Below are 15,981 nucleotides of genomic sequence, written 5' to 3' on the forward strand. Positions count from 1 at the left end.
GCCGCCGGGGTCGTCGCCGCCGGACTCGTACTCCTCGCGCTCCTCGGCACCCTGATCCAACTGGTCCTGCAGGTCCTCCAGCTCCGAGGGTTCCGGCGTCTCCGTGGCCTCCGGGTCCTGGGGCGGCGGGGTGCCGCCGGTCGGATCCTGGAGCTTCTCCAGGAGGCGTCGGATCTCCTCGTCGACCGTGTCCTCCATGTTCTGGGTCGGGTCAGGCGACACGTCATCCGCCGCAGGCGAGCGGCACCCCTCCGGCGCCCCCTCCATCACCTGCAGCGCCTCCTCCCACGCCGCGACGGCGGCGGTCCGATCGCCATCCGCGAGCTCGGCATCCCCGGTGCGCTCGATCACGATCGCCAGATTCACCCGCACGGCGCACTGCTCGAGTCCGGGTGCGAGCTGCAGCGCCGACTCGAAGGCGGCACGCGCGCCCGCGAGATCGCCCGACGCGGCGAGCCCCACCCCCAGGTTGTAGGGCGCTTTGTAGGGCTCGAAGACGTTGACCGGCTCTTGGCCCCGGGCCGACTGCACGGTGCCGGGGTAGTCGCCCTCGACGTAGGACGCCGTCGCGGAGTAGGCGAACGCGTACATGCTCAGCACCTTCGCGCCGAAGGCGACGGTCGGCAGCGCCAGCACGACCCCGGCGATGAGCGCGATGCGGCGCACGGCACGTCGGCGATCTCCGCGCGGCGGAACGCCGGGGGTCGGGGTCGGGGCGGTCACGACGCGTCCTTCCGCGCCGCTCGCGGAGCCACCCGGGCCGCTTCGACGAGCGCCGTCGTCGCGCGCGCCAGCTCGAGGGCGAGCAGGGCGGCGATCACGAGCGCGACGACCCAGGTCAGTTCCGTGACCGTGCCGGTCGTGCCATCCGCCGGTGCGGTGGCCGTCGCGGGCACCCCCGGCAGTCCGAGGGCGTCGCCCGCCGCCCGCTGCTGGTAGTCGACGCCGAGGTCGGCGGCGATCTGCTGCAGATTCGCCGGGTCGATCACGGAGAGGGCCTCGTCGCCCTCGTAGAGGATGTAGCCGCCGGGACCGCCGAGGCCGGCATCCGTCTGGCGCATCGGCCCCCCGGCCTCGGTCCCGTAGCCGAGCACGGCCCCGCCCCCGACCAGATCGGCGCTGCCCTCGAACGATTCGACGAACCCCGACGACGTCTGCTCGCCGTCCCCGAGGTAGAAGACGAGCCGCGACCGCTCGGGCGCGAGGTCGGCCGCGGCGCCGAGGGTCTGTTCGAGCAGCCCGGCGGCGACCCCGACGGAGCTGCCCTGCGAGCGCGACGTGACCTCGGGGCGCAGTACCGAGATCGACGAGACGACCGCGGCGGCATCCGTCGTCAGCGGAACGCGCACGACCGCGTCGGAGTCGAAGGTGAGGAGGGCGAACCGGGCACCGGGGTACCGGGCGACGATCTGCTCGACGTCGGCCCGCACCCCGTCGAGTCGCGGCTCGTCGCCGTCCCAGTCCTCCGCGACGATGCTCGCCGTCGCGTCGACCACGATCACGACGTCGACCTCCGCCGCGAGGGTCTCGGCCGCGCCCCCGGAGATCCCGGGACGCAGCAGGAGGAGGCCGCAGGCGAGCACCAGGGCGACGCGGCCGATCCAGACCAGGCGGGACGAGCCCCGACTGGCGACCGCGCGCCAGACGGCGAGGCCGGCGACCGCGAGCGCGACGATGACGACGAGGGCCGCGGGCAGCACGGGCTGGACGATCATGCGCGGACCCTCCCGGCGACGACGACGAACGCCAGAGCGAACGCCGCGACGACAACTGGCCAGGGCCCGGGCGCATCCACCCGGACGATCGTCGGCTGACCCTGCAGGAGCGTGGCCTCCTGACTCTGCACCTCGGCGACGACGCTCTCGACGGTCGTCGCGTCGTGCAGCCCGAAGTAGCCCCCGCCGGTGAGGTCGCTCGCCGCCCGCAGTTCGGCGCTCGTGGCGGATTCGGAGTCGGCGGGATCGATCACGTAGACCCGCACGTCGAGCGAGCGCGCGTACCCGGCGGCATCCTCGAGGCTGACCGACTCGGCCCCGTTCACCTCGTTGTCGGTCGCGAGGATGATCGACCGGGAGCGCTCGGTGTCGGGGCTGTCGAAGCCGAGTGCGCACGCGGCGAGCCCGTCGCCGACGAGTGAGGCGCCCGGGCCGTTGAGGGTGCCGATCCAGTACTCGGGCACCTCGTCGTAGCTCTCGAAGCTGGCCCGGATGCTCGCCAGCTGGTCTCGCACGAAGGCGTAGTCGTCGGTGAGCGGGAAGATCCGCACCGGGGAGCCGTTGAAGATCGTCAGCCCGATGCGTTCGCCCTCGAAGTCCCGGGCGAGACGGTCGAAGAGCGCGACGACCTCGGCGTCGACATCCGTCATCGACCCGGAGACGTCGAGGCAGAGCATGACGTCGCGGCTGCGGGTCTCGGGTTCGATGATCTGCTCGGCCATCGGCCGCGCCGCGACGACGGCGGCCGCCCCGAGGGCGCAGGTCGCCAGCACGACGAGACCGACGGCGGCGACGACCCGGCGGCGCACGACACGGGCGACGCTCTGCAGCGCCCGCACCCGCTCGGCCGCGACGACGGTCTGCGCCGAACCCGGGGTCGCGCGCGAGCGCCCGGCCCGCAGCACGCCGACGACGACGGCCGCGACGCCGAGCACGGCGACGCCGAGGGCCAGCCAGGGCAGCTCTAGTGCCACGTGTGCACCACCTGCCGTGCGGCGTCGGCGCCGAGTGCCGGATCGACGGGGGGCTTCCGCGGGAAGAGACTCGGGTACGAGAACCGGCCGATCGCGTCGATGAGCGACGGGTGCACCCCGCGGGCGACGAGGTCCCGGAGCGTCATGACCGGCGCCTCGATCCCGCTGTACTCCCCGACGAACGCGCGCATGAGGCGACTCAGTTCGGCGTGTGCGCGCCGGGGGTCGATCTCGCCCGACCGCGCGCGCCGATCGATGTCGTCGATCCGGGCGAGGTACTCGCCCCGCAGCTGCTGCAGGAGCACGGCCGGATCGGCGGCGAGCGGCGTCACCGCGCGCTTCGGTCGGGTGAGCACGGCGACGAGCACCGCGACGAGGAGGAGCGCGACGATGATCGCCAGCAGGAGCAGCAGCCACCCGGCGCCGTACTGGGTCGGCGGATACAGCAGGTCGTCATCGGGCATGGGCGGCCCTCCGGTGCAGCATCCGCAACAGGGCGGCGACCGCCGTGTCCTGGCCGTCGAGCGTCGCGTGGGTGATCGCCAGCGGGTCGAGCAGGCCGGCGCGGCGCAGGTCGGCCTCCGCACGTTGAGCCTGCAGTTCGGCGACCACCTCTGCGCTGCCGTGCAGGAACTCGGGCACGGCCCATCCCGTCGACGCGTCGCGGCGTACCCCGGGCGACCGCACGGCGAGCACGGGGTCGGCGTCGCGCAGCGTCAGCCACACCAGGTCGTGCTGCACGCGGAGGCGGCGCAGTTCGCGCTCCCCCTCGGCGCTGATCGGCGCCTCATCGGTGACGAGCACGACGATCATCCGCCGGGCGAAGGTGCGGGCGACGGCCCGCAGCAGCTCGTCGCGCGGCGCGGGCACCTCGGCCGCGTCGATCGCGGCGTCGAGCGCCCGCAGCATCAGCTCGATCCCACCCTCCGAGCGGCGCGATTCGAAGCGCCGGGCGCGCCCGCCGTCGGAGTGCAGCAGCACGACGTCGTCGCCGTGACGCACCGCGAGCGTGGCGAGCGCACCGACGACGAGCAGCGCGAGATCCTTCTTGGCGTGCTCGTCCCGGGCGAGCGCGCGCATCCCGCTGCCGCTGTCGACGACGAACAGCACGGTGTGCCGTCGCTCCGCGTTGGAGCGGCGCACCATCGGCTCCCCCGCGCGCGCCGTCGCCCGCCAGTCGATGTCGCGCACCTCGTCGGCCGCCTCGTAGGGGCGCAGGTCTTCGAAGTCGAGGCTCCGCCCGCGCACGAGCGACGCGTATCCGCCGTCGAGCGGATGCGCGGAGCGGAGCGTCGAGGAGATGAAGAGCTTGCTCTTCACCCGGGCGAGGAGGCCGGCCATGGCGAGGTCAGGGCACCGGCACGGCACCGAAGACGGCGTCGATGATGTCTTCGCTGCGCACGCCCTCCGCCTCGGCCTCGTAGCTCAGCAGCACGCGGTGCCGCAGCACGACGTGACGCAGGCTGGAGACATCCTCGGGGATGACGTGGTCGCGCCCGCTCAGCAGGGCGAGCGCACGGGTGGCGCGCACGAAGGCGATGGAGGCTCGCGGGCTCGCGCCGTACTTGATCAGCCGAGCCCGCTCCGCCCCGAGGTACTGTTCGGGGTTCCGCGTCACATAGGCGAGCCCGACGATGTAGTTCCGCACCTCCGGGGAGACGTGGATGCCCTCCGTCACCTCCTGCAGGAGCTTCACGTCGGCGAGGGTGGCGACCTTCTCGGCGTGGCTGCCGACGGCGAGCACTCCCGAGTCGAGGCGCTCGAGCACCTCCAGCTCTTCGGCCGGGCTCGGGTACTGCAGGATCTCCTTGAGCAGAAAGCGGTCCATCTGCGCCTCGGGCAGCTCGTAGGTGCCCTCCTGCTCGATCGGGTTCTGGGTCGCGATCACCAGGAACGGGTCGGGCAGCTCGTGCAGTTCGCCGCCGATGGTGGTCTGGCGCTCCTGCATCGCTTCGAGCATCGCGCTCTGGGCCTTCGCGCTGGACCGGTTGATCTCATCGAGCAGTACGACGTTGGCGTGCACCGGGCCGAGGACGGTGCGGAAGGCGCCCGTCTGCGCGTCGTAGATCTGGCTGCCGGTGATGTCGCTCGGCATCAGGTCGGGGGTGCACTGGATGCGCTTGAACCTGCCGTCGATCGTGTCGGCGAGCGTGCTCGCCGCGGTCGTCTTGGCCAGCCCCGGCACACTCTCCAGCAGCACGTGGCCGCCCGCCATGAGCGCGATGAGCAGGCTCGTGCGCAGGCGATCCTGTCCGACGATGCGCTCCGAGTACGCGCTCGAGATGCGGTCGACGACGTCGCGCGCCGCCTGGAGTCGCTCGGCGGAGGGTGGGTTCACGATCGGCACCTTCAGTTGAGGAGAATTCACACTCGGTCTGCCAGCCTAACCGCCGCGCGATCGACGGTCAGTGGAAGAAGTGCCGCTCGCCGGTGAAGTACATCGTGATGCCGGCCGCTTCGACCGCCGCGATGGTCTCGGCGTCGCGCACCGATCCGCCGGGTTGCACGATCGCGCGCACGCCCGCATCGATGAGGATCTGCGGCCCGTCCTCGAACGGGAAGAAGGCATCGGATGCCGCCACGCTCCCCCGCGCCCGGTCGCCCGCGCGCTCGACCGCGAGCCTGCACGAGTCGACGCGGTTGACCTGCCCCATGCCGACGCCGACCGACGCGCCGCCGGACGCGAGCAGGATCGCGTTCGACTTCACCGCGCGGCAGGCCCGCCAGGCGAAGTCGAGGTCGGCGAGCGTGGCCTCGTCGACGGCGGGGCCGGCGGCGAGCTTCCACTGCAGAGCCGGCGCGAACTGCGCGTCGACGGTCTGCACGAGCAGCCCGCCGGAGATGCGGCGGAACTCGGTGCCGCCGTCGCCGAAGCCGTCCGGCAGCTCGAGCAGCCGGAGGTTCGTCTTGCCGGCGAGAACCTCGAGCGCCCCGGGTTCGAATCCGGGCGCGATGATCACCTCGGTGAAGATCGGGGCGATCGATTCCGCCGCCTCGCGGGTGATCGGCCGGTTCGACGCGATCACGCCACCGAACGCCGACACCGGGTCGCACGCGTGCGCGCGGGCGTGGGCCTCCGCGATCGTGCCGGCCGTCGCGATGCCGCAGGGGTTCGCGTGCTTGATGATCGCCACCGTCGGGGTCGCGTGATCGTACGCGGCGCGCACCGCCGCATCCCCGTCGACGTAGTTGTTGTACGACATCTCCTTGCCCTGCAGCTGCCGGGCCTGCGCGATGCCGGCGCCGTTCGGCGACGTGTAGAGGGCGGCGCGCTGGTGCGAGTTCTCGCCGTAGCGCAGCACGTCGGCGCGCTCCCACGACGCCCCCATCCACTGCGGGAAGCCGCTGCCCTCGTCGTCGGGGGCGAGCACGTTGCCGATCCAGGAGGCGACGCCGATGTCGTACGTCGCGGTGTGCCGGAAGGCCTCGCGCGCGAGCTCGCGGCGCTGCAGCAGCGAGGTGCCGCCGGCGGCGAGGGCATCCACGATGTCGCCGTACCGCGCGGGGTTCACGACGACGGCGACGTTCGCGTGGTTCTTCGCCGACGCCCGCACCATCGCCGGGCCGCCGATGTCGATCTGCTCGACCACGGCATCCGGCTCGGCCCCGGAGGCGACCGTCGCGGCGAAGGGGTAGAGGTTGATCACCGCGAGTTCGAACGGCGCGATGTCGAAGTGCGCCAGCTCGGCCTCGTGCGACTCCAGGCGCAGGTCGGCGAGGAGGCCCGAGTGCACCTTCGGGTGCAGGGTGCGCACGCGGCCGTCGAGGTGCTCCGGGAATCCGGTCAGGTCGCCGATCTGGGTGACCGGGATGCCGGCCGCCGCGATCGCCGCCGACGTGCCGCCGGTCGAGACGATCTCGACGCCCGCGTCGGCGAGCGCCCGGGCGAGGTCGACGAGTCCCGTCTTGTCGCTCACCGCGACGATCGCGCGCTTGATCGGCACGAGGTCGCGCTCGCGGTACAGGGACGGGTCGATGGTGGCGCCGCTCAACGGAGCTCCTTTAGATCGATGTGGCCATTGGCGATGTCGAGCACGACCTGCACGAGCAGGTCCCGTTCGACGAGCTTGATGCGGTCGTGCAGGCGCGCCTCCGTGTCGCCGGGCAGCACCGGGATGCGCTCCTGCGCGACGATCGGACCGGTGTCGACGCCGGCGTCGACGACGATGACGCTCGCCCCGGTCTGCGACACCCCGGCCGCGAGCGCGTCGCGCACGCCGTGCGCGCCGGGGAACTCGGGCAGATACGCCGGATGCGTGTTCAGCAGGTTCGGGGTCAGGGCATCGACCACGGCCGGCGGCAGCAGCCGCATGAAGCCGGAGAGGATCACCAGATCGGCGTCCCACTGCCGCACCTGGGCCAGCAGCTCCTCCCCCCACGCCTCGCGGGTCGGGAACGCCGAGAACGGCACGACGAAAGTCGGGATGCCGTACTCCTCGCCGTGCGCGAGACCGTCAGCCGCGAGGTCGGCCCCGATCGCGACGACCCGGGCCGGGAACTGCGCGTCCTCGCTCGCCTCGAGGAGGGCGCGGAGGTTGCTCCCGCCCCCGGAGATGAGGACGACGAGCCGGAGCACGTAGCCCACCCTATCGGCGCGACTCCCGGCCCCGGGACGGCAGCCGGGACGCGGCGGCGAGACCGATGCCGATCCCGAGTGCGAACTCGAGCGCGGCGACAAGACCCACGGCCACCGGATCCGGGCCGACCTCGGCCAGCCGTCCGGGGCCCGCGGCACCGCCCGACGCCGCCGCGAGGACGCCCAGCAGCAGGCCGCCGACGGCCCCGCCGGCGGCGGCCACCCCGAGGACCGCGAGCGGCCCGACCGGGCCGAGCGCCCGCGCGAGGGCCGGTCGCACCGCGACCCCGACGAAGAACGCCGCCACGACGGGCACGAGCACTCCGGCGAATCCGAACGCCGAGTCACCCGTCGGCAGCGCGCCGAAGACCGGGAGCGCCGGGATCGGGCCGAGGGCGGTGCCGACCGGTGACACGTGCGACCCGACGCCGAGCGCGAAGCCCGGTCCGACGAGCCAGGCGGCCGCCCAGAGGATGAGATTCGGCAACAGGGCCAACTGCCCGGCGGTCAGCGCGATCCCGCCGACGACCTCGGTGTGCAGGGTCTCATACAGTCCGATCATGTCGGCGAAGCGCACGACGAAGAGCAGAGCGACGAGCACCGAGGCCACGGCGACGGTGATCGCGACAGCGCCGATCCCCGCGCGCAGGGCGGCGCCGGCACCGGCCCGCAGCAGCGGCGGCCGGTCGTCGAGCCAGCGTGCCAGGCGACCCGTCCCGTCCCCTCGCCGCGCGCGCAGCACGCCGATCAGCACCCCCGCGCCGAAGACGGCGGCAGGCAGGATGGCGCCCTGCGCGAGCGAGGGACGCGCGGCGGCGTGCAGTGCGGTCCACGTGACCCCGAGCGAACCACCGGCGAACAGCCCGACGGCCACCGCCGAGCCGAGCAGCCGATGGCCGGTCTCCGCGATCCGGCCGCCGGCGCGGGCACCGAGGAGCAGGGTGAGCAACGCGAACCCGAGCAGAGCGATCGTGACCTTCACCGGGTCGCCCGCGGCGGGCAGCCCCAGCCCCGCGGCGAGCAGCGGGTCGAGAGTGAAGACGACGTCGACCCCGTGACCGAGGAGCCAGACATCCACCGCCGCCCGCCAGAACACCGGCCACTCCGGTGCGAAACCGAAGTGCGCGGCCCAGACGATCGTCAGCGGCACGAGCGGCACGGCGACGCCGATCGCGAGCACGAGCAGCGCCTCGAGCCCCGAGAACAGGGCCGTCAGTCGCCGGGTCACGGGCCGACCCTATCCCGGGTTCGTCAGCACATCGGGTCGGCGCTCGGCACCTCGCCACGGAGGAAGTAGGCATCCACCGTGTCGTCGACGCACGCGACACCCTGGGCGTAGATCGTGTGACCCTCGCCGTCGTAGGTGACGAGCACGCCGCTCGAGAGCTGCTGCGAGAGCGACACGGCCTGCGCATACGGCGTCGCCGGGTCGTTCGTGGTGCCGACGACGAGGATCGGCGGAGCACCCTGCGCCTCGTACGAGGTCGGCATGTCGGCGACGTCGAACGGCCAGTTCGAGCAGGTCACGTCGAGCGCGACGTAGTCGTCGAGCGCCGTCGCGAAGCCGAGGTACGGCGCCTTCTGCTCGATGATCGCGAGACCCTCGAGCGGGCTGACGCCATCGGTGCCGAGGGTGCCCTCGTTGCAGGTGACCGCCGTGTAGATCTCGTAGCCGTTGCCCTCGTAGACGCCCGGGGCGACGCGGCTGTTGTACTCGTCCGCGCTGGCGAACGTCGACTCGGGGTCAGCCGCCTTCAGATCGGCGAGCATCTGCACGAGGCTCGACCAGAGCGACTCGGAGTACAGGTTGTTGATGAGGCCGGTGCCGATCGTCGCGGTGTCGAGCACGCGATCATCCGAAGCCGCCAGCCCCTGGTCGCCGGCGGAGAGGATGAGGTCTTCCGTCTGCTGCATCGCGGCGTCGATGCTGCCGCTGAACGGGCAGTCGCCGCTGTCGAAGCAGAACTGCAGGAAGGCGCGGTAGGCGCTCTCGAATCCGGCCATCTGGGTTGCGAGCGCGTCGAGGTCGCCGACGAGCGGGTCGACGGCTCCATCGAGCACCATGCGCCCGACCTTCTCGGGGAACAGCTCCGCGTAGACGGCACCGAGGTAGGTGCCGTAGGAGTAGCCGAGGAAGGTCATCTTCTCGTCACCGAGCACGGCACGGATGACATCCATGTCGCGCGCGACGGAGGCCGCATCGAGGTTGCCGAGAAGGTCGCCGGTGTTCTCGACGCAGGCATCGATCCAGGCCGTCTCGGCGACGGTGAGCTCGTCGATCCAGGCATCCGTGCCGTAGGCGTTGTCGAACGTGCCGTAAAGGAGGTCGTCCTTCTCGTCGCCGTCGGTGCAGACGATCGGCGACGACAGGCCCACCCCGCGCGGGTCGAAGCCGATGATGTCGTAGTTCGCGAGCACGTCGGGAGTCACGATGTACTGCGCGTAGAGCGAGACGAACTCGTAGCCGGAACCACCGGGGCCGCCCGGGTTCATGAGCATCGAGCCCATCGAATCGCGGGTCGCGTTGTGGCGGGCGATCGCGAGTTCGATCGTGTCGCCGGCGGGGTCGTCCCAGTCGAGCGGGACGGTGATCATCGTCTCGTCGACACCACCACCGAGGTCGTTCCAGGTGAGATCCTGGTCGTAGAAGCGCTCGAGGTCGGCATCCACGGCTTCGCCGGTCGAGGTGTTCGTGGTCTCGCTGCCGCCGCCGCCGTTCAGGAACGGGAACGGGAAACAGCCGGTCAGCACGACGGCCGACACGGTGAGCAGTGCGGCGAGCGGAAGGATGCGGCGGACGGACATGGAAGAACCCCCTCGAAAGACTGTCGCCAGCCTAGCGAGGGGGTTCCCCGGAAACGTGCCCGCGCGTGTTACAGAGCTGCGACGATCTCCCGCATGAGCGCGGCGGTCTCGCTCGGCGTCTTGCCGACCTTGACACCCGCAGCCTCGAGGGCGGTCTTCTTGCCCTCGGCGTTGCCCGCCCCGGCCGAGACGATCGCGCCGGCGTGGCCCATCGTCTTGCCTTCGGGGGCCGTGAAGCCGGCGACGTAGCCGACGACCGGCTTCGTCACATTGGCCTTGATGAAGTCGGCCGCGCGCTCTTCGGCGTCGCCGCCGATCTCGCCGATCATGACGATCGCCTTCGTCTCGGGGTCGTCCTGGAACGCCCGGAGCGCGTCGATGTGGGTCGTGCCGACGATCGGGTCGCCGCCGATGCCGATCGCGGTCGAGAAGCCGAGATCGCGCAGCTCGTACATCATCTGGTAGGTCAGGGTGCCCGACTTCGACACGAGGCCGATCGGTCCCTTGCCGGTGATGTTGTTCGGCGTGATGCCGACGAGCGACTCGCCGGGGGTGATGATGCCGGGGCAGTTCGGGCCGATGACGCGCGTCGTGCCCTTGCTCGCCGCGTAGGCCCAGGCCTCGGCGGTGTCCTGCACGGGGATGCCCTCGGTGATGACGACGAGCAGCGGGATCTCGGCGTCGATGGCCTCGATCATCGCGTCCTTCGAGAACGCCGGGGGCACGAACGCGATCGACACGTCGGCGCCGGTCGCGGCGATGGCCTCGGCGACGGTCGCGAAGACCGGCAGCGAGACCGGGTTGCCGTCCTTGTCGGTGTGCTCGACCGTCGTGCCGGCCTTGCGGGCGTTGACGCCGCCGACGACCTGCGTGCCGGCCTTGAGCATGAGCGCCGTGTGCTTGGTGCCTTCGCCGCCGGTGATGCCCTGGACGATGACCTTGGAGTCCTTGGTCAGGAAGATCGACATTCTCTAATCCTTAGAAGTGTGGGTTTCGACACGCGCCTGCGGCGCTGCTCAACCAGCGGTCGAAGCGAGAGCGGCGGCCTTGTCGGCGCCGTCGTCCATGGTGGTGGCGAGGGTCACGAGGGGGTTGTTCGCCGCGGCGAGGATCGCCCGGCCCTCCTCGACCTGGTTGCCGTCGAGGCGCACGACGAGCGGCTTGGTGGCCGAGTCGCCGAGGATCTCGAGCGCCTTCACGATGCCGTCCGCGACGGCGACGCACGAGGTGATGCCGCCGAAGACGTTGACGAACACGCTCTTCACCTGCGGGTCGCCGAGGATGACGTCGAGGCCCGCGGCCATCGTCGTCGCCGAGGCCCCGCCGCCGATGTCGAGGAAGTTGGCGGGCTTCACGCCGCCGTGCTTCTCGCCCGCGTAGGCGACCACGTCGAGGGTGCTCATCACGAGCCCCGCGCCGTTGCCGATGATGCCGACCTCGCCGTCGAGCTTCACGTAGTTGAGGTCGTGCGCCTTGGCCTTCGCCTCGAGCGGGTCGGCCGCATCCTGGTCGACGAGCGCCTCGTGCTCGGGGTGACGGAAGCCGGCGTTCTCGTCGAGCGTGACCTTGCCGTCGAGGGCGACGATGTCGCCGGCGCCGGTGAGCACGAGCGGGTTGACCTCGACGAGCGTCGCGTCCTCGTCGGCGTAGACGCCGTAGAGCTTCACGATGACCTCGGAGACCTTGTCGACGATCTCGGCGGGGAACTTCGCGGCGACCGCGATCTCCGTCGCCTTCGCGAGGTCGATGCCGGCGATCGGGTCGACCTCGATGCGGGCGAGCGCCTCAGGGCGCTCTTCGGCGAGCTGCTCGATCTCCATGCCGCCTTCGTACGAGGCGAGCGAGAGGTAGGAGCGGTTGGCCCGGTCGAGCAGCACGGAGAAGTAGTACTCCTCCTTGATGTCGGCGCCCGCGGCGACCATGACCTTCTTGACGATGTGGCCCTTGATGTCGAGGCCGAGGATCGCCTTCGCGGCCTCTTCGGCATCCTCGGGGGTCTTGGCGACCTTGACGCCGCCGGCCTTGCCGCGACCTCCGGTCTTGACCTGCGCCTTGACGACGGTCACGCCGCCGAGCTTCTCGGCTGCGGCACGCACCTCCGCGGGCGTCTCGGCGACGATGCCGGCGAGCACGGGAACGCCGTGCTTCTCGAACATCTCACGGGCCTGGTACTCGTACAGATCCACGCTGAAGTTTCTTCTTCCGTCTTCTCGGGGAGTTGGGATGCTCGGTGGCGGGCCGGGTCTTCTCTCGATGTCGAGATAACTCGATGTCGAGATACTTTCGGCGCAGCGACAGCCTACCTCGCCGCATCGGGCGCCTCGCACGATGCGCTTAGATGACCGCATGGATCGCCTGCTGCCCGGAATTCTGGCGCTGATCGTCGGCGGCGTCGCCGCGATCGCCCTCTTCGTCCCCTTCAGCTTCCGTCGACGCGGGGGGCTGACCTGGGCGCGCACCCTCGCGTGGCTGGCGTTGTTGATCTATGTGCTCGCTCTCTGGGCCTACACCCTCCTCCCGCTGCCGGATGGGCCGTACCGCTGCGTCGGCGTGGAGCTCGACCCGCTCGCGGCGTTCGTCGCCATCCTCGAACCCCGCTTTCTCGCGCTCGGCCTGCAGAATCCCGCCCTCGAGCAGGTCGTCCTCAACATCGCACTCTTCGTGCCGCTCGGCGCGCTGCTGCGCGGTCTCGCCGGGCGCGGGGTCGTCGTCGCCACTCTCGTCGGCCTCGGCGGCTCCCTGCTGATCGAGACCACCCAGGTGACCGGGGTGTGGGGGGTTTTCCCGTGCGCCTACCGGCTCTTCGACACGGGCGACCTCGTGGCCAACACCTTGGGCGCCACCATCGGATCGCTCATCGCTCTGCCACTCTTCGCCCGCTGGCGCCCGGACGGCCGGGTGCTGCCTCCGCCGCGTCGCGTCACCTTCTGGCACCGCTTCCTCGGCATGGTCTGTGATCTCGCGGTCGTCGTCGGCGTCCTGGTGACCACGACCGCCGTCCTGGGTCTCGCGCGAGTCGAGTACGACCTTCCCGCGTGGGTCGATGCGACCTGGCCCGGGTCGGTGGCCGCCTTCCTGATCCACGCCGTCGTGATTCTCGGCACCGGATCGAGCATCGGCGAGCACGTCGTGCTGCTGCGCGGCATCGAGACCCGCCATCCACGCCTGCTCTGGCGTCTCGTGCGCCTCGTGGCCGGGATCGGCGGGTACGTCCTGCTCACCCTCGTGCCTCCCCCGGCGGCCGCCGTGTTCGTCGCCGTGTCCCTCGTCGTGCTCATCGCGAACCGGGACCGGCGCGGGCTCGCCCACCTCGCCTCGGGGATGACGGTCGCCCCGGCCCGAACGCCGGAGAAGCCGATCGAGCTGGGGTGAGAGAGCACCGGCGGGCGCTCGCCCGATGGGTCAGGCGTGCTCGGTGACGCTGCCGAGGATCCCGGACTGACGGGTTACCGCGTCGATGGTCCTGGCCGCCTCGTGGAACACGTCGGTCGTCTTCGAGGCGCCGATGACCCCGCCCTTGAGCCCGCCCAGGGCGCCGACCCGGGTGAAGCGCGCGACCGTGCCGGCCGCGCCGTCGAAGAACTGCAGGCTGAACCTGGTGTGGAAGTTCTTCCCACTCAGGGCGCCGAGCCAGAACGTCGCCTTCTCGCTGCCCCGGGCGACCGCGAACGTGCCGTCGGCGAGGGGCGACACCCGGTGCCCGATGCTCGACAGGGCGCCGAGCACGACCTGGTGCGCGGTGGCAGGGTCGCCGTTGAGTGCGAAGTCGTAGGTGGCGGCCATGGCCTCACGCTACCCGGCGCTCGGTTAGGCATTCTCTACTCATTGCCCGCGCACCCCTCGTCCGGTCGACTGTCGGCAGACCTGACAGCCGTTCTCTGGAGACCCCATGCGCCTCACCACCCCGGCCGCCCTGCTCACGGCGGGCCTGCTCACCCTGACCCTCGCCGGATGCTTCGCCAACCCGCTCGAGGAGCTGACCGAGAGCGGCATCGAGGGGATCGTCGAGGAGGCGACCGGAGTGGATGTCGATGTCGACAGCGACGGCTCGGCGAGCATCCCGGACGGCTTCCCGGCTGACGTGCCGATTCCGCCGGGACTGCCGGTGACGAGCCTCGCCGTCGACAACATCTTCCAGCTGACCTACGCGATCGACGATGCGGCGGTCGCCGAGGCCGTGGTGGCGGAGCTCGTCGCCGGCGGGTACACCGAGATCGCGACGTCCGATTTGGGCGAACTGAAGACCTGGATCTACGAGAACGATCGGTACAACGTGGCGCTCAGCCTCCTGACCGACGGGGAGACGATCCAGCTCGTCGAGAGCGTGACGATCAAGGAGTGAGCCCGGTCTCCTCGAGCGCGTCACGGAGCTCGTCGCGCGACGAGACCCCGAGCTTGCGGTACACCGACGCGAGCTGATTCTCGACCGTGCGCACCGAGACCCCGAGCCGCTCGGCGATCTCGCGGCTGCGCTCCCGGGAGGCGGCGGCCACCGCGACCGAGCGTTCGCGTTCGGTGAGCAGCGGAGGCTCACGGGTCTGCAGCAACGGCGCGTCGACGCCGCGCCCGATCGCGACGGTCGTGAGCTCGACCCGGCGCCGCGCCTCCGTCCCGGCCGGGAACCGCCGCGCGAGCACGAGGGCGTCGAGCGCCACGGGCGCCATCCCGGCCGCCGCCACCCGCAAGGCGCCGCGCGCCACCCCGTCGGCGTCGCGGGCGGAGAGTGCTCCGGCGACACCGAGCAACGCGTCGTAGAGACCGAGGCCCGGCGGCACCTCGGCGCGGATGCGGGTGAGCACCGACACAGCCCGGTCCGCCTGACCGAGTCGGATCGCGAGCGCGATCGTGATCGCGCCCACGAGGTGGTATCCGACCGACCGGGCGCCCTCCGCCGCCTGCTCGAGAACCGTGACCGCCGTCTCGTGGTCGCCCTCCACCGCGGCGAGCAGCGCCGCGCTCTCGGCCAGCAGCATCGCCGCCTTCGGCTCCGCGCGCTGCTCGGGAGCGAGGTCGGCGAGGCGGGCGCGAGCCACCTCGTGCTCGCCGCGGTAGGCCGCCACGCACGCCCGCAGTGCGAGGGCCGCCGGGAGCAGACCGATGCCGTCGCGGGCGGAGAGCTGGTCGACGGCGAGGCTGGCGAGTCGTTCGGCCTCGACCAGTCGCCCGTTGTACATCCGATGGATGCCGAGCGTGTAGGTCCACACCCCGACGCCGGCGTCGGGGGTCGCGGCGCGGCGTTCCTCCACGAAGGCGGCGGCCGCCTCCCCCTCGCCGCGGGCGAGAAGATCGAAGTAGCGCTGATGACCGAGCATCGCCGCGGCGAACGGCTCGAGCACGCCGTGTCTCGCCTGCACGGAGGCGAGGACCTCGGCCCAGGCACGGGCCTCGGCGTGCCGACCGCCCATCGACTCGGTCATCACGGCGGCCATCGCCGCGCGCACGGCGAGGTCGGGGGATTCCGGGGCTCGCTCGGCGTCGGGCCCCTCGGCGGCGGACGCGTGGCCGAGGATCGCCCGCCAGATCCCGAGATCGGCGTCGAGTGTCACGGCGACCCCGTCGGGCACGGAACGCCGCACCTCGACCGCCTGCTCGACGGCGGCGGCGACGTCGCCGCGGCGATAGGCGAGGTGTTCGCCGCGCACGGAAGCCAGCAGCACGCGCTGCGACGCATCCGTCGCGAGCGCCGCCGCCCGGTCGAAGTCGAGGTCGGCGCCGTCGAGGTCGCCGGTACTCGACCGGCCGATGCCCGACGTCAGCAACGTGTCGAAGCGCACCGACGGCTCGAGGTCGCCCGCGGCGAGCGCGAGCGCCGCGAGCTCCGTCGCCGCCCGCAGGTCACCGGAGGCGCGGGCGTGCGCGGCGGCCCACGCCACGTCTTCGGGTGGCGCCCCGCCGGGTGTTCCCAGGCGCA

General features: G+C 71.7%; 16 protein-coding genes. 2 read left to right on the top strand and 14 right to left on the bottom strand.

Annotation, left to right across the window (positions count from 1 at the left end; translation table 11 throughout):
• From ACILQS_RS11140 to sucC, 12 genes are all read right to left on the bottom strand, one after another.
• On the bottom strand, positions 1-723 hold a 723-nt coding region (locus ACILQS_RS11140), incomplete at its 3' end, for a hypothetical protein (RefSeq protein ID WP_395640198.1).
• A complete protein-coding gene (locus ACILQS_RS11145; RefSeq protein WP_395640199.1) occupies positions 720-1,715 on the bottom strand; it encodes a VWA domain-containing protein in 996 nt (331 codons plus the stop codon). The genes ACILQS_RS11140 and ACILQS_RS11145, both read right to left, overlap by 4 nt.
• Positions 1,712-2,689, bottom strand: coding sequence for a VWA domain-containing protein (locus ACILQS_RS11150; protein ID WP_395640200.1), 978 nt, complete (start codon positions 2,687-2,689; stop codon positions 1,712-1,714). The genes ACILQS_RS11145 and ACILQS_RS11150 overlap by 4 nt, the downstream gene beginning before the upstream one ends.
• Positions 2,680-3,153, bottom strand: a complete 474-nt coding sequence (locus tag ACILQS_RS11155; RefSeq protein WP_395640201.1) for a hypothetical protein — start codon at positions 3,151-3,153, stop codon at positions 2,680-2,682. Before ACILQS_RS11155 ends, ACILQS_RS11150 begins: the two co-directional genes overlap by 10 nt.
• Positions 3,143-4,030 (bottom strand): DUF58 domain-containing protein, encoded by an 888-nt coding sequence (locus ACILQS_RS11160; protein WP_395640202.1) that lies wholly within the window; start codon positions 4,028-4,030, stop codon positions 3,143-3,145. The genes ACILQS_RS11155 and ACILQS_RS11160 overlap by 11 nt, the downstream gene beginning before the upstream one ends.
• A gap of 7 nt (positions 4,031-4,037) precedes the next feature.
• Complete coding sequence (locus ACILQS_RS11165) at positions 4,038-5,027, bottom strand: AAA family ATPase (protein WP_395640203.1); 990 nt, start codon at positions 5,025-5,027, stop codon at positions 4,038-4,040.
• 67 nt (positions 5,028-5,094) lie between these two features.
• Positions 5,095-6,681, bottom strand: a complete 1,587-nt coding sequence (gene purH, locus ACILQS_RS11170; RefSeq protein ID WP_395640204.1) for a bifunctional phosphoribosylaminoimidazolecarboxamide formyltransferase/IMP cyclohydrolase — start codon at positions 6,679-6,681, stop codon at positions 5,095-5,097.
• Positions 6,678-7,265 carry a phosphoribosylglycinamide formyltransferase gene (gene purN, locus ACILQS_RS11175; protein WP_395640205.1) on the bottom strand — a complete coding sequence of 196 codons (588 nt, stop codon included), beginning with the start codon at positions 7,263-7,265 and terminating at the stop codon, positions 6,678-6,680. Before purN ends, purH begins: the two co-directional genes overlap by 4 nt.
• 10 nt (positions 7,266-7,275) lie before the next feature.
• Positions 7,276-8,493 (bottom strand): DUF6350 family protein, encoded by a 1,218-nt coding sequence (locus ACILQS_RS11180; RefSeq protein ID WP_395640206.1) that lies wholly within the window; start codon positions 8,491-8,493, stop codon positions 7,276-7,278.
• 23 nt (positions 8,494-8,516) lie between these two features.
• Positions 8,517-10,070 (bottom strand): alpha/beta hydrolase, encoded by a 1,554-nt coding sequence (locus tag ACILQS_RS11185; RefSeq protein WP_395640207.1) that lies wholly within the window; start codon positions 10,068-10,070, stop codon positions 8,517-8,519.
• 68 nt (positions 10,071-10,138) lie between these two features.
• Positions 10,139-11,038 carry a succinate--CoA ligase subunit alpha gene (gene sucD, locus ACILQS_RS11190; RefSeq protein ID WP_395640208.1) on the bottom strand — a complete coding sequence of 300 codons (900 nt, stop codon included), beginning with the start codon at positions 11,036-11,038 and terminating at the stop codon, positions 10,139-10,141.
• Positions 11,039-11,086: 48 nt separating this feature from the next.
• Entirely contained in the window at positions 11,087-12,256 is a 1,170-nt protein-coding gene (sucC, locus tag ACILQS_RS11195) for an ADP-forming succinate--CoA ligase subunit beta (protein ID WP_395640209.1), read from the bottom strand.
• A 160-nt stretch (positions 12,257-12,416) separates the two neighbouring features.
• Here sucC and ACILQS_RS11200 point away from each other — a divergent pair, with 160 nt between their 5' ends.
• Positions 12,417-13,442: a VanZ family protein gene (locus ACILQS_RS11200; RefSeq protein WP_395640210.1), complete on the top strand. Its 1,026-nt coding sequence runs from the start codon at positions 12,417-12,419 to the stop codon at positions 13,440-13,442.
• Between the two features lie 30 nt (positions 13,443-13,472).
• On the opposite strand, the gene ACILQS_RS11205 is transcribed toward ACILQS_RS11200, so the two are convergent.
• Complete coding sequence (locus tag ACILQS_RS11205) at positions 13,473-13,853, bottom strand: hypothetical protein (RefSeq protein ID WP_395640211.1); 381 nt, start codon at positions 13,851-13,853, stop codon at positions 13,473-13,475.
• 106 nt (positions 13,854-13,959) lie between these two features.
• On the opposite strand from ACILQS_RS11205, the gene ACILQS_RS11210 reads away from it, so the two are divergent.
• Positions 13,960-14,412 carry a hypothetical protein gene (locus ACILQS_RS11210; protein ID WP_395640212.1) on the top strand — a complete coding sequence of 151 codons (453 nt, stop codon included), beginning with the start codon at positions 13,960-13,962 and terminating at the stop codon, positions 14,410-14,412.
• Here ACILQS_RS11210 and ACILQS_RS11215 read toward each other — a convergent pair.
• The coding region (locus ACILQS_RS11215; protein ID WP_395640213.1) for a LuxR C-terminal-related transcriptional regulator at positions 14,402-15,981 on the bottom strand (1,580 nt) is incomplete at its 5' end. The two genes, ACILQS_RS11210 and ACILQS_RS11215, sit on opposite strands and share 11 nt — an antisense overlap.

The organism is Pseudolysinimonas sp. (genome assembly GCF_044239695.1).
In the GTDB taxonomy this organism is placed as follows: domain Bacteria; phylum Actinomycetota; class Actinomycetes; order Actinomycetales; family Microbacteriaceae; genus Pseudolysinimonas_A.

What these genes read in the sequence shown, in the direction of transcription:
- sucD (WP_395640208.1), bottom strand. Translation starts at nt 11,038, where the DNA reads ATGTCGATCTTCCTGACCAAGGACTCCAAGGTCATCGTCCAGGGCATC.
- ACILQS_RS11210 (WP_395640212.1), top strand. Translation starts at nt 13,960, where the DNA reads ATGCGCCTCACCACCCCGGCCGCCCTGCTCACGGCGGGCCTGCTCACC.
- ACILQS_RS11145 (WP_395640199.1), bottom strand. Translation starts at nt 1,715, where the DNA reads ATGATCGTCCAGCCCGTGCTGCCCGCGGCCCTCGTCGTCATCGTCGCG.
- ACILQS_RS11185 (WP_395640207.1), bottom strand. Translation starts at nt 10,070, where the DNA reads ATGTCCGTCCGCCGCATCCTTCCGCTCGCCGCACTGCTCACCGTGTCG.
- ACILQS_RS11160 (WP_395640202.1), bottom strand. Translation starts at nt 4,030, where the DNA reads ATGGCCGGCCTCCTCGCCCGGGTGAAGAGCAAGCTCTTCATCTCCTCG.
- ACILQS_RS11205 (WP_395640211.1), bottom strand. Translation starts at nt 13,853, where the DNA reads ATGGCCGCCACCTACGACTTCGCACTCAACGGCGACCCTGCCACCGCG.
- ACILQS_RS11155 (WP_395640201.1), bottom strand. Translation starts at nt 3,153, where the DNA reads ATGCCCGATGACGACCTGCTGTATCCGCCGACCCAGTACGGCGCCGGG.
- ACILQS_RS11200 (WP_395640210.1), top strand. Translation starts at nt 12,417, where the DNA reads ATGGATCGCCTGCTGCCCGGAATTCTGGCGCTGATCGTCGGCGGCGTC.